This is a genomic window from Streptomyces sp. NBC_01476, from assembly GCF_036227265.1.
In the GTDB taxonomy this organism is placed as follows: domain Bacteria; phylum Actinomycetota; class Actinomycetes; order Streptomycetales; family Streptomycetaceae; genus Actinacidiphila.
The window spans coordinates 5,228,008-5,240,346 of the sequence record NZ_CP109446.1; the positions used below are offsets into that span (position 1 = coordinate 5,228,008).

General features: G+C 73.8%; 10 protein-coding genes. 7 read left to right on the forward strand and 3 right to left on the reverse strand.

All coding sequences use genetic code 11. The annotated features are described in order from the left end of the window. Nucleotides 1–56: 56 nt before the first annotated feature. From OG552_RS22935 to hutH, 5 genes are all read left to right on the forward strand, one after another. Complete coding sequence (locus OG552_RS22935; protein ID WP_329135847.1) at nt 57–644, forward strand: TetR/AcrR family transcriptional regulator; 588 nt, start codon at nt 57–59, stop codon at nt 642–644. 109 nt (nt 645–753) lie between these two features. Continuing rightward, the gene (locus OG552_RS22940) at nt 754–1,704 is read left to right on the forward strand and encodes an SDR family NAD(P)-dependent oxidoreductase (RefSeq protein ID WP_329135848.1); all 951 of its coding nucleotides are present in this window, start codon (nt 754–756) and stop codon (nt 1,702–1,704) included. 38 nt (nt 1,705–1,742) lie between these two features. Beyond that, complete coding sequence (locus OG552_RS22945) at nt 1,743–2,540, forward strand: enoyl-CoA hydratase/isomerase family protein (RefSeq protein ID WP_329135849.1); 798 nt, start codon at nt 1,743–1,745, stop codon at nt 2,538–2,540. Nucleotides 2,541–3,241: 701 nt separating this feature from the next. Next, on the forward strand, nt 3,242–4,405 hold the full coding sequence (locus tag OG552_RS22950; RefSeq protein ID WP_329135851.1) for a GGDEF domain-containing protein: 1,164 nt from the start codon (nt 3,242–3,244) through the stop codon (nt 4,403–4,405). A 47-nt stretch (nt 4,406–4,452) separates the two neighbouring features. After that, nucleotides 4,453–6,024 carry a histidine ammonia-lyase gene (hutH, locus tag OG552_RS22955; protein WP_329135853.1) on the forward strand — a complete coding sequence of 524 codons (1,572 nt, stop codon included), beginning with the start codon at nt 4,453–4,455 and terminating at the stop codon, nt 6,022–6,024. Nucleotides 6,025–6,130: 106 nt separating this feature from the next. Here hutH and OG552_RS22960 read toward each other — a convergent pair whose 3' ends face one another. Continuing rightward, nucleotides 6,131–6,421 carry a hypothetical protein gene (locus OG552_RS22960; RefSeq protein WP_329135855.1) on the reverse strand — a complete coding sequence of 97 codons (291 nt, stop codon included), beginning with the start codon at nt 6,419–6,421 and terminating at the stop codon, nt 6,131–6,133. Between the two features lie 362 nt (nt 6,422–6,783). Here OG552_RS22960 and OG552_RS22965 point away from each other — a divergent pair, with 362 nt between their 5' ends. Then, on the forward strand, nt 6,784–8,160 hold the full coding sequence (locus tag OG552_RS22965; RefSeq protein ID WP_329135857.1) for a L,D-transpeptidase: 1,377 nt from the start codon (nt 6,784–6,786) through the stop codon (nt 8,158–8,160). A gap of 147 nt (nt 8,161–8,307) precedes the next feature. Here OG552_RS22965 and OG552_RS22970 read toward each other — a convergent pair whose 3' ends face one another. Beyond that, nucleotides 8,308–9,444: an ROK family protein gene (locus OG552_RS22970; protein WP_443071184.1), complete on the reverse strand. Its 1,137-nt coding sequence runs from the start codon at nt 9,442–9,444 to the stop codon at nt 8,308–8,310. 124 nt (nt 9,445–9,568) lie between these two features. Further along, nucleotides 9,569–10,978: a xylulokinase gene (xylB, locus tag OG552_RS22975; protein ID WP_329135859.1), complete on the reverse strand. Its 1,410-nt coding sequence runs from the start codon at nt 10,976–10,978 to the stop codon at nt 9,569–9,571. A gap of 124 nt (nt 10,979–11,102) precedes the next feature. Here xylB and xylA point away from each other — a divergent pair, with 124 nt between their 5' ends. Next, nucleotides 11,103–12,308 carry a xylose isomerase gene (gene xylA / locus OG552_RS22980; RefSeq protein ID WP_329135860.1) on the forward strand — a complete coding sequence of 402 codons (1,206 nt, stop codon included), beginning with the start codon at nt 11,103–11,105 and terminating at the stop codon, nt 12,306–12,308. Nucleotides 12,309–12,339: the final 31 nt, after the last annotated feature.

Consider the following 12,339-nt stretch of genomic DNA (forward strand, 5'->3'; position numbering starts at 1 on the left):
CAACCGCCCGTCTGACGCGTTAGACAAAGTTCGTCAGACTGTCTAATGTGTCAGACATGAGTGGTGCGGCACCGGACATCGACGACGACCCCAAACGCGCGGCGGTGCTCGCCGCCGCCCTCGGGGTGTTCAGCAGGTACGGATTCCAGAAGACCTCGATGGAGGCGGTCGCCAAAGCGGCCGGCATCTCGCGGCCGGGGCTCTACCTGCTCTTCCCGAACAAGGAGCAGCTCTACCGCGCCACGATGCAGGGCGTCATGGAACGCGGCCAGCGGGCCATGGAGAAGTGCTTCGCCGACGAGTCGCTGAGCTTCGAGGACCGGGTGGTGTCCGCGCTGGACGCGCTGGTGGGCCAGTACATCGGCAGCCAGGTGGCCAGGGACCTGGCCGAACTGCTGGAGAACAGCGGGCCGCAGCTCGGCTCGATGTTCCACGACCACCAGGAACTGGCCCGGGCGACGATCGCCGCGCGGATCGCGGAGATCGCGCCGCCCGGCGTGCTCGGCGGCGGACTCGGCGCCGAGGACGTGATGGACGTGCTCTTCTCCGCGGCGCTGACCTGGAAGGCGACCTCCGCGGACCGGGACGAGTTCCGGGAACGGGCCAGGCGGGCGGTCCGGCTGATCTGCCGGACACCGGGCTGACCCCGGCGGCCCGTCGCCGCACCCCACCCCCTCACCACCACCGGCCGCGCCGCGGTGACCCACCGCGCCGGGCGCCGCTTCCGCACACCCCTTTTCCGGAAGGACAGCCATGTCCCCTGTCACCACATCCTTCACCGCCCGGTCCACCGCGGACGAGGTGCTGACCGGCGTCGCCCTCACCGGCAGACGGGCCGTCGTCACCGGCGGCGCGTCCGGGATCGGCCTGGAGGCCGCCCGTACGCTGGCCGCGGCCGGCGCCGAGGTGACCCTGGCGGTACGCGACACCGAGGCCGGCGAGCGCGCCGCCGCGGACATCCGGGCCGGCGGCCGTGACGTACGCGTCGCCCGGCTCGACCTGGCGGACCGGGCGAGCGTCGACGCCTTCGCCGCGCACTGGACCGGGCCGCTGCACATCCTCGTGAACAACGCCGGGATCATGGCGCTGCCCGAGCTGACCCGGACGGCGGAAGGCTGGGAGACGCAGTTCGCGGTGAACCATCTGGGCCACGCCGCCCTCACCTTCGCCCTGCACGACGCGCTCGCGGCGGCCGGCGGTGCGCGGATCGTCGTCGTCAGCTCGTCGGCGCACCAGATGTCCCCGGTCGTCTTCGACGACATCCACTTCACCCGGCGGCCCTACGATGGCTGGTCGGCGTACGGCCAGTCGAAGACGGCCACGATCCTGTTCACCGTGGCGCTCGCCAAGCGGTGGGCCGCCGACGGCATCACCGCCAACGCGCTGCACCCCGGCGGCATCATGACCAACCTCCAGCGCCACCTGGACGAAGGGCAGTTGCGGTTCGTCGGCGCGCTGGACGAGCAGGGGCGCCGGCCGGCGGTGCCGCCGGGCTGGAAGACCCCGCAGCAGGGCGCGGCGACCACGGTGCTGCTGGCCGGATCGCCGGAGGTCCAGGGGGTGACCGGGCGGTACTTCGAGGACGCCAACGAGGCGGCGGTCGTCACCGGGCAGGGGGACGGCAGGAGCGGGGTCGCCGCGTACGCGCTCGACCAGAACGACGCCGACCGGCTCTGGGAACTGACGGTCCGGCTGGCAGGATGAGGGGAGGTTTACGTGCGTTAACCCGGAAGGACGGCGTGATGGACGAGGAGCGGTACGGGGAGTTCGTGGTGGTACGGCGGCACGGCGAGCGCGTGGCCGAGCTGGTGCTCGACCGGCCGGCGGCCATGAACGCGGTCTCCACGGCGATGTCCGCGAGTATCGCGGCGGCCTGCGGGGCGCTGGCGGCGGACCGTGCGGTGAGCGTGGTCGTGCTGACCTCGTCCAACGAGAAGGCGTTCTGTGTGGGCGCGGACCTCAAGGAGCGCAACGCGCTGAGTGACGAGGAGCTGGGGCGGCAGCGGCCGCTGTCCCGGGCCGGCTACACCGGGGTGCTGGAGCTGCCGATGCCGGCGGTGGCGGCGGTCCACGGGTACGCGCTCGGCGGGGGGTTCGAGCTGGCGCTCTCCTGCGATCTGATCGTGGGCGACCCCACGACGGTGGTGGGGCTGCCGGAGGTGTCGGTCGGTGTCATCCCGGGCGGCGGCGGTACGCAGTTGCTGCCGCGGCGGGTGGGGGCGGCGCGGGCGGCGGAGCTGATCTTCACGGCGCGGCGGGTGCCGGTGGGGGAGGCGGTGGCGCTGGGGCTGGTCGACCGGCTCGCGGCGCCGGGGGAGGACGCCAGGACGGCGGCGCTCGCGCTGGCGGAGACGATCGCGGGGCACTCGCCGGTGGGGCTCCGGGCGGCGAAGCGGGCGCTTCGGCTGGGGCAGGGGGTGGACCTCCGGGCGGGGCTTGAGGTGGAGGATGCGGGGTGGAGGACCGTGGCGTTCTCTTCTGACCGTGCGGAGGGGGTGGCCGCGTTCACGGAGTCCCGCCGCCCCATCTGGCCGGCGTGACCTTCCCCCTCCGGGCGGTCCCCTCCTGCGGGTGCCACAGTGCCGCTACGTCGTGGCTGGTCGCGCAGTTCCTCCCCCAGACTTCGTCCGGGGGTGCCCCCAGCGCCCCTTCGTGGCCCGATCCGTCGGTGGTCAAGCGTCCGCCGGTGGTGGGTTGCTCGCGCAGTTCCTCCCCCAGACTTCGTCCGGGGGTGCCCCCAGCGCCCCTTGGGGCCCGACCCGTCGGTGGTCAGGCGTCCGCGGGTGGTGGGTTGCTCGCGCAGTTCCTCGCGCCCCTGACGGGGCTCGGCTGCGCCCGCATGACGCCGGGGGTTACGCCGGTAGCCAGCGAGCCGAAGGGCGCGCCGGTGTCGAAAGGGAGAACGCGCGCAGGGAGCGAGGAACGAGCGAGCGAGCACGATCGACCGTCGACATCGGATTTAAGCGCCCGGAGGCGAGAGGGCGGCAAAAAAAGGGGAAAGGGCGGTGCCCACACGGACAACGGCACCGTGGACCAGGGCACGTCCGCCTCCGCCCCGCACCCCCTTCCCGCACCCCCTTCCCGCACCCCCTTCCCGCACCCCCTTCCCGCACCCCCCTCCGCCCCGCACCCCCTCCGACCCCCCACCCCCCACGGCGCCCCACCCCCTCCCCCCGAAAAAAACCCTCGTTCGCTCGCGGGCCAGCGGTCGGTGGGGGGGAAAGCTCCTTAGCCTGGGGGGATGGGTGACGGGACGGCGGCTGACGTGCGGCTTCGGGCGGTCGTCGAGCTGGCTCAAGCGCTGGCGACCGCGCAGACGCCGCGCGGTGCCGTGCGGGCCGGGGCGCGGCGGGCGCGGCTGGCGATGGGCGGGTCCTTCGCCGCGATCTCCGCGTGGGAGCGGGAAGCCGGCCGGCTGCGGGTGCTGGTCAACGACGGGGTGCTCGCCCCCGGCGAGGAGCCGGAACCCGCCGACGAGTCGTACTCCGTGCACGACTTCCCGGAGATCGCCGAATTCCTCCACGGCGCCTGGGCCGCCGGCGGCGAACCGCACGCCTGGGTGGAGGCCGTGGACGGCACCGGGTCCCCGCCCGGCGGGGACAGCTGGGGCCGTACCGCCGCCCTGCGCCGCCGCGGCCGGGGCAGCTGCGTGGTCGCTCCGATCGTCGTGCACGGCCGGGCGTGGGGCGAGTTGTACGTGGCCCGGCAGGTGGGCGAAGCCGCCTTCGGCCGGGACGACGCCGACTTCGCCAGTGTGCTGGCCGCCCTGCTCGCCGCCGGCATCGCCCAGACCGAGCGCCTGGCCGAGGTGAAACGGCTGGCCTTCACCGACCCGCTGACCGGCCTCGGCAACCGGCGGGCCGTCGACGTGAGGCTGGAGCACGCGCTGGAGCGGCACCGGGCGGAGGGCGTGGTGGTCAGCCTGGTGGTGTGCGACCTGAACGGGCTGAAGCGGGTCAACGACCTGCTCGGCCACGCCGTCGGGGACCGTCTGCTGGAACGGTTCGGCTCGCTGCTCTCGCTCTGCTCCGCGATGCTCCCCGGCAGCCTCGCGGCCCGTCTCGGCGGCGACGAGTTCTGCATCGTGGCCGTCGGCCAGGACGTCGCCGAGGTGGAACGCGCGGCCGACGAGGTGTGCCGGCGGGCCGCGGAGCTGGAGGTCGGCGAGGGCGTCGCGGTCGGGGTCGCGTCCACCGGTGACGCGATCGGCCCGGTCCGTTCCGCCCGCCGCCTCTTCCGGCTGGCCGACGCCGCCCAGTACCGCGCCAAGGCGCTGCGCGCCCGGCACCCTGTGGTCGCGGGCCGCGAGGCCCCCGACGACCCGGTGGTCCGGCTCGCCGACTCCCCGCCGGCCGGCGAGACCCCCACCCCGGAGCGCCGCAGCCTGCGCGGCCGGCAGCCCTGACAGGTGCCGCGTGACAGGTTGGGATTCAGTGCTTAGGGTGCGTGAATATGGATATGCAGAGCGTGGTGGTGGGGGCTGAGGGGACGACGGCCGAGGATGTCGTCGCCGTGGCCAGGGGAAATGCCGAGGTCGTGCTGAGCCCGGACGCGCTGGCGGGGATCGGCCGGGCCCGCGCTGTGATCGACGCCCTGGCCGCGAAGCCGGAGCCGGTCTACGGGGTGAGCACCGGATTCGGCGCGCTGGCCGTCCGGCACATCAGCCCCGACCTGCGGGCACAGCTCCAGCGCAGCCTCGTACGGTCGCACGCGGCCGGCATGGGCCCGCATGTCGAGCGGGAGGTCGTACGGGCGCTGATGTTCCTGCGGCTGAAGACGCTCGCCTCGGGCCGTACCGGGGTCCGCCCGGTCGTCGCCGAGACCATGGCCGCGCTGCTGAACGCCGGCATCACGCCCGTCGTCCACGAGTACGGCTCGCTCGGCTGCTCCGGCGACCTCGCGCCGCTCGCGCACTGCGCCCAGGTGCTGATGGGGGAGGGCGAGGCGGTGGGCGCCGACGGTACGGTCCGCCCGGCCGCCGGACTGCTCGCCGAGGCCGGCATCACCCCCGTCGTGCTGCGCGAGAAGGAGGGCCTGGCCCTCATCAACGGCACCGACGGCATGCTCGGCATGCTGGTGATGGCCTGCGCCGACCTGGCCCGGCTCTTCACCGCCGCCGACATCACCGCGGCGCTCACGCTGGAGGCGCTGCTCGGCACCGCCAAGGTGCTCGCGCCCGAACTCCACGCCATCCGCCCGCACCCCGGCCAGGCGGCCAGCGCCGGGAACATGCGCCGGATGCTCGCCGGTTCCGGCCTGACCGGGCACCACCAGGACGCGGCGCCGCGGGTGCAGGACGCGTACTCGATCCGCTGTGCCCCGCAGGTGGCCGGCGCCGGCCGGGACACCCTCGCGCACGCCCTGCTGGTCGCCGACCGCGAACTCGCCGCAGCCATTGACAACCCGGTGGTCCTGGTCGGGGCCGAGGGCGCCGGGGACGAGCGGGTCGAGTCGAACGGCAACTTCCATGGCGCGCCGGTCGGTTACGTACTGGACTTCCTCGCCATCGCCGCCGCGGACCTCGGCTCCATCGCGGAGCGCCGTACCGACCGGCTGCTGGACAAGAACCGCTCGCACGGCCTGCCGCCGTTCCTCGCCGACGACCCCGGTCTCGACTCCGGTCTGATGATCGCGCAGTACACGCAGGCCGCTCTGGTCAGCGAGATGAAGCGGCTGGCCGTACCGGCTTCCGTCGACTCGATCCCGTCCTCCGCGATGCAGGAGGACCACGTCTCGATGGGGTGGTCGGCGGCGCGCAAGCTGCGTACCGCGGTGGACAACCTGGCCCGGATCATCGCGGTGGAGCTGTACGCGGCCACCCGCGCGCTGGAGATCAGGGCCGCGTCGGGCGGCCTGCGGCCGGCGCCCGCCTCGCAGGCGGTTCTGGCGGCGGTCCGCGCGGCCGGGGTGCCGGGTCCTGGCCCCGACCGTTTTCTCTCGCCCGACCTGGAGGCGGCCTACGCGTTCGTCCGGGACGGGTCGCTGGTCCGCGCGGCCGAGTCGGTCACCGGCCCGCTGGCGTAGCGGGGCCCCCGGGCGGGCCCGGATCAGCCCAGACCGGCCCCGATCGGCACCTCCCGGCACGGACTCGCGGCGGCCGGCCCGGCCGGACCGGTTCTGTCCGGTCCGTTCAGACCGCGGAGGCGCGGGAGCGGCGGCCCGCGTTGAAGACCAGCCCCGCCCCCGCCACCAGGAACGCGGCGCCCCCGATGACATACGGCTTGGTGTCGACGCTGCCGGTGTCGGCCAGACCGCCGAGCTGGTCGGCGGAGTTGTCGACGGTGGTCACCTGGCTCGTGGTGGTGTGGGCGGGGGCGGCCGGCGCGTTGTCGGTCGTGCTGGCGCTGGCGGACGGAACGAAGTACAGCGCGGCGAGCACGGAAGCGGCGGCCGCGGCGACGTAAGGGCGGGGCGAGGTCAACGTATCCCCCAAGCGAGAGCGGTGACTTGACCGTGAGGGCTGATGGTAGTGACTCGGCACGGCCCGTGTGAAGTCAAGTCCCGGGCGCTCACGGTCGGTGTGGAATAAATTACACAGGTCGTATGCCCGGTGACGTGCGTTACATCCACGGGTGCGTGTGAAAGGCCACATTTCCCGGCAGAAAGGACCACTTCGTCCGGTGTTCCTGTTTTGATGAATGAGGGAACTGAGGAAGAAGAGGACCGAGCTCGCCATCCGACCGCCCCCACGGGTCGACGCAGCCCCGCGCACATCCCCGCGCACATCCCCGCGCACATCCCCGCGCACATCCCCGCGAGCCCCCGAAGCCATTGGAGACCTGCGTGACGCCGTCCGACGCCGGAAAGACCCCCACCCCCCGGTCGCGTTTCACCCGCCGCCGCACGCTCGCGGCCGTAGCGGTCGTTGTCGGCGGCGCCATAGGCGTGGCCGCCTGCGGCGGCCACAGCGGGGGCAGTGACGCGGGCAAGGCCGCCGCTAGCGGTTCCGCCAGTTCCTCGGCGACCGCCCCGCAGACTCCGTCGCCGGCCGGCACGCCCAGCGCCACCGGCACGACGGCCAACACGCAGGCCCGCCAGGACGCCAACGCCGCGGAGAACGCCTCGGACGCGAAGATCACCATCGCGCCGCACGCCGGCAGCACCGGCGCCAGCATCAACAAGGGCACCAAGGTCAGCGTCACCGGCGGCACCCTCACCTCCGTCACCATGAAGGCGAAGCCCACCGGGGACCGGGTGGCCGGCACCATATCCGCCGACGGCACCCGCTGGACGCCGGACGGGAAGCTCGCGCGCGGCACCCAGTACGTGATATCCGCTGTCGCCAAGGACGCCAAGGGCCGGGTGGCCGCGGCGAATTCGACCTTCGCCACGCTCTCCGCGGCCGACAGCTTCATCGGCTACTTCACGCCCGAGGACGGCTCCACCGTCGGCGTCGGCATGCCGGTCTCGGTCAACTTCGACAAGGCCATCGCGAAGAGCGACCGGGCCGCCGTGCAGAAGGGCGTCACGGTGAACTCCAGCAGCGGCCAGAAGGTCGTCGGCCACTGGTTCAGCGCCACCCGGCTCGACCTGCGCCCGCAGCACTACTGGGTGGCCGGCTCGCATGTCTCGCTGACCCTGAAGCTCGACGGGGTGAAGGGCGCGGCCGGCATCTACGGCGTCCAGGACAAGACCGTCGGCTTCACCGTCGGCCGCTCGCAGATCTCGACGGTCGACACCAGCACCGACGAGATGACGGTCAGCCGTGACGGCAAGGTGATCAAGACCATCCCGGTCTCGGCCGGCGCCCCCGGACACACCACGTACAACGGCCAGATGGTGATCTCGGAGAAGGACCAGACCACCCGGATGAACGGGGCGACGGTCGGTTTCACCGACGACGACGGCAAGGGCGAGTACGACATCCCCGACGTCCCGCACGCCATGCGGCTGAGCAGCTCCGGCACGTTCATCCACGGCAACTACTGGGGCGACCCGTCCATCTTCGGCAACGCCAACACCAGCCACGGCTGCGTGGGTCTTGAGGACGCCAAGGGCGGCAAGGACCCGAACACCCCGGCCGCGTGGTTCTACAACCACTCGCTGGTCGGTGACGTGGTCGTGGTGAAGAACTCGCCGGACAAGACCATCCAGCCGTCCAACGGCCTCAACGGCTGGAACATGAGCTGGTCCCAGTGGCTCGCGGGGTCCGCGATCTGACCCCGGCGGTGCCCTCGCCGGGCGGGCCTGTCCGGAGCCGCCTCGGCCGTACTCGCTGCCGCCGGGTGGCTCCCTGACGGGCCGGTTCTCGGTGGGCCCGCTCTTGCCGGGCGGGGCCCGTCGGGCCCGCTCCCGCCCGGCGCGCGCTCAGCGGGCCGGTTGCCGGTGGGGGCGCGGGAAGCTGTTGATCCAGGTGACCGGGTCGTCCAGCACGGTGCGGACCGCGCTGTAGGCGGCGCCGCGCAGGACGCCGTCGCGGCCGAGGCGTGAGGTGACCAGGTCCTCCGGGCGCCACTGGCGGTCGGTGACGCGGGCGGCGAGTTCGCGGCGCACGCCCGGCAGCAGCCAGGGGGTGAGGTCGGCGAGCGGGCCGCCCACCACCACGGCCTGCGGGTCCAGGAGATTCACCGCACCGCTCAGCGCGATGCCCAGCGCGGCGCCGGCCTCGGCGAGGGCGCGCACCGCGGCGGGGTCCCCCCGCCGGGCGGCCCCGCGGAGCGCGGCCGGTCCCTGGCCGGGGATACCGGCCGCCCGCAGCAGCGCCTCCTCGCCCGCGTAGGTCTCCAGGCATCCGTTCGCGCCGCACGAGCACAGGGGACCGTCCGGCCGGACCGGGACATGGCCGAGTTCGCCGGCGAAGCCGCGGGCGCCGCGGAAGAGCCGGCCCTCCACCACGAGGGCGGCGCCGATGCCGATCTCGGCCGAGACATGGACGAAGTCGGCGAGCTTCTCGTGGCCGCCGAGCCAGAGTTCGGCGAGGGCGCCGAGGTTCGCCTCGTTCTCCACGACGGTCCGCTCACCGAGGGCGGCGACCGGGACGTCCTCCCAGCCGAGGTTGGGGGCGCGCAGGACCGTGCGGCGGTCCTTGCCGACCAGGCCGGGGACGGCGACGGTGGTGCCGACGGGGTGGAGGCCGGCCTCCTCGGCCTCCTCGGTGACCCGGGCGGTGAGCACCGCGAGGTCGGCGAGGACGGCGGGGGCCGGGCGGTCGCGGTTGGCGGCCGGCGACGCGGCGCGGCAGCGGATGATGCCGTGCAGGTCCACGACGCAGGCGGCGAGGTGGTCCACCCCGATCTCGGCGCCGATGCCCGCCGGGCCCCGCGCGGACAGGGCCAGCGCGGTGCCGGGGCGCCCCACGGTGCCGGGGCGCTGCGCGCCCTGCTCCTCCACGAGGCCGGCGGCGAGGAGTTCGTCCACGAGGGTGGAGACGGTGGCGCGGGTCAGGCCGACCTCCGCGGCCACCGCCGCGCGGGTCACTTTCTCGCCGGCGGCCAGGGCGTTCATGACCAGCGCCATGTTGCGGCGCCGCAGACCCGCCTGGGCCCCGCTGCGTGCGCCTGTTCCTCGTTCCACCGGCTCCTCCGTCCCTTCCGCCCTCAGTATGTGCGGGCCCCTGGGGGCAGCCCCGTCAGCCCGCCAGGGGCAGGGCGGCCGACAGCCGGGCGAGGGTGTCGTCGTCGCGGGGGACGGGGTCGTAGAGGGTGCCCTTGGCGGTGGACCAGCGGTGGGCGATGTCGGTGGGGGCCTCGCCGGTCAGGAGGGACGCCGCCTGGACCGCCGCGCCGAGGGCGACCAGCTCACCGGCCACCGGCACCTGCACCGCCCGCCCGGACAGCCGCCGTACCGTCTCCCGCCACGCGACCCCCCGGGCGCCGCCGCCGATCAGCAGCAGGGGTTCGCCGGACGGCGCCCCGCCGTCCACCGCGAGTACCTCGTCCAGCGCCCGCAGCAGCGCCCAGACCGCTCCGTCGTACGCCCCCTGGAGCACCTGCCCCGCCGTGGTCTCGTGCCGCAGGCCGGTCAGCAGCCCGGACGCGTACGGCAGGTTCGGGGTCCGTTCGCCGTCGAGGAACGGCAGGAAGGCCACCGACCCGCCGGCTTCCACCTCCTCGCGCCCGCGCCCCAGCAGCTGCGCGACCTTGTCCACCGCCAGCGTGCAGTTGAGCGTGCAGGCCAGCGGCAGCCAGCCGCCGCCGGCCGCGGCGAACCCGGCCACCGTCCCGGTCGGGTCGGTCGGCCGCTGCCGCGACACCGCGTAGACGGTGCCCGATGTCCCCAGGCTCAGCACCGCCCGGCCGGGCGTCAGCCCGAGCCCGAGCGCCGCCGCCGCGTTGTCCCCGGTGCCGGCCGCCACCAGCGCGCCCGCCCGCAGCGGGAGCCGTTCGCGTACCGTCCCGGCGCCTTCGCCCGGGCCCAGGACGGTCGGCAGCCGCTTCGGGTCGAGGCCGATCTCCGCCAGCAGCGCCTCGTCGTACTCCTCGGTCTCCGAGGCCCACCACCCGGTGCCCGAGGCATCGCCGCGATCGGTGACCGCCACCCCGCTGAGGCGTTCGGTGAGGAAGTCGTGCGGCAGCCGTACGCCCCAGGCGCCGGCCGCCGCCTCCGGCTCGTGCGCGCGCAGCCACTCCCACTTGGTGACCGTGAAGCTCGCCCCGGGCACCGATCCGAAGCGCTGTGCCCACCGCCCGGCGCCGTACCGCTCCACCAGCGCGTCGGCCTGCGGCGCGGACCGTACGTCGTTCCAGAGCAGGGCGGGGCGCAGCGGCCGGCCGGCCGCGTCGAGGACGACCAGCCCGTGCTGCTGTCCGCCGACCGAGACCGCGTCGGCGCGGCCGGCGTACTCCCCGAGCTGCCCGAAGGCGTCGAGCAGCGCCTGCCACCACTCCTCCGGGTCGCTCTCCCGGCCGGCGCCGCCGGTGACCGTGTGCGGGGCCTGGCCGCGGGCCAGCACCTCGCCGGTCTCCACCTCGACCGCCAGCACCTTCGTGGACTGGGTCGAACTGTCCACCCCGAGGACGACCTGCCCCTGCGACGTCATGTGATCCCGGTCCCTTCGTGCTCTTCCCGCGGCCTGAAGCGCCCTTCTCCGGGTGCCCCCACTTCCCATCATCGGTCTCGCATACTAATTTGTTCAACAGTCTGACGAATAGGAGCCGACCACCATGACTTCCGCCACGCCCACGCCCACCGGTTCCGGGGACCCGTACGCCCCGGCCCCCGAGCACAAATTCACCTTCGGTCTGTGGACGGTCGGCTGGCAGGGCCGCGACCCGTTCGGTGACGCGACCCGCGCCGCGCTCGACCCGGTGGAGAGCGTCAACCGCCTCGCCGAACTGGGTGCCTACGGGGTGACCTTCCACGACGACGACCTGATCCCCTTCGGCTCCTCCGACGCGGAGCGCGACAGCCACATCAAGCGCTTCCGGCAGGCGCTGGACAGCACCGGCCTGGTCGTCCCGATGGCCACCACCAACCTCTTCACCCACCCGGTCTTCAAGGACGGCGGCTTCACCGCCAACGACCGTGAGGTGCGGCGCTTCGCGCTGCGCAAGACCATCCGCAACATCGACCTCGCGGTCGAGCTCGGCGCCAAGATCTACGTCGCCTGGGGCGGCCGGGAGGGCGCGGAGTCCGGCGGGGCCAAGGACGTACGGGTCGCGCTCGACCGGATGAAGGAGGCGTTCGACCTGCTCGGCGAGTACGTCACCGAGCAGGGCTACGACCTCCGGTTCGCGATCGAGCCCAAGCCGAACGAGCCGCGCGGCGACATCCTGCTGCCGACCGTCGGCCACGCGCTGGCGTTCATCAACTCCCTGGAGCGGCCCGACATCGTCGGCGTCAACCCCGAGGTCGGCCACGAGCAGATGGCCGGGCTCAACTTCCCGCACGGCATCGCGCAGGCGCTGTGGCACGGCAAGCTCTTCCACCTCGACCTCAACGGCCAGACCGGCATCAAGTACGACCAGGACCTGCGCTTCGGCGCCGGTGACCTGCGGGCCGCGTTCTGGCTGGTGGACCTGCTGGAGACGGCGGGCTACGAAGGCATGCGGCACTTCGACTTCAAGCCGCCGCGGACCGAGGACTACGACGGCGTCTGGGCGTCGGCGGCCGGCTGCATGCGCAACTACCTGATCCTCAAGGAGCGGGCCGCCGCCTTCCGCGCCGACCCGGAGGTCCAGGAGGCGCTGCGCGCGTCCCGCCTGGACCAGCTCTCGCTGCCCACCGTGGCGGCCGGCGAGACCCTCGCCGACCTGCTGGCGGACCGCAGCGCGTACGAGGACTTCGACGTGGAGGCGGCCGGCGCCAAGGGCATGGCCTTCGAACGCCTCGACCAGCTCGCCATGGACCACCTCCTGCGCGCCCGCTGACCCACCCCTGACCGAGGGCGGCCCCTTCCGG

Coding starts and splice junctions, on each gene's coding strand:
- xylB (WP_329135859.1), bottom strand. CDS start 10,978: ATGACGTCGCAGGGGCAGGTCGTCCTCGGGGTGGACAGTTCGACCCAG.
- OG552_RS22970 (WP_443071184.1), bottom strand. CDS start 9,444: ATGAACGCCCTGGCCGCCGGCGAGAAAGTGACCCGCGCGGCGGTGGCC.
- OG552_RS22945 (WP_329135849.1), top strand. CDS start 1,743: ATGGACGAGGAGCGGTACGGGGAGTTCGTGGTGGTACGGCGGCACGGC.
- hutH (WP_329135853.1), top strand. CDS start 4,453: ATGGATATGCAGAGCGTGGTGGTGGGGGCTGAGGGGACGACGGCCGAG.
- OG552_RS22935 (WP_329135847.1), top strand. CDS start 57: ATGAGTGGTGCGGCACCGGACATCGACGACGACCCCAAACGCGCGGCG.
- OG552_RS22950 (WP_329135851.1), top strand. CDS start 3,242: ATGGGTGACGGGACGGCGGCTGACGTGCGGCTTCGGGCGGTCGTCGAG.
- OG552_RS22940 (WP_329135848.1), top strand. CDS start 754: ATGTCCCCTGTCACCACATCCTTCACCGCCCGGTCCACCGCGGACGAG.
- xylA (WP_329135860.1), top strand. CDS start 11,103: ATGACTTCCGCCACGCCCACGCCCACCGGTTCCGGGGACCCGTACGCC.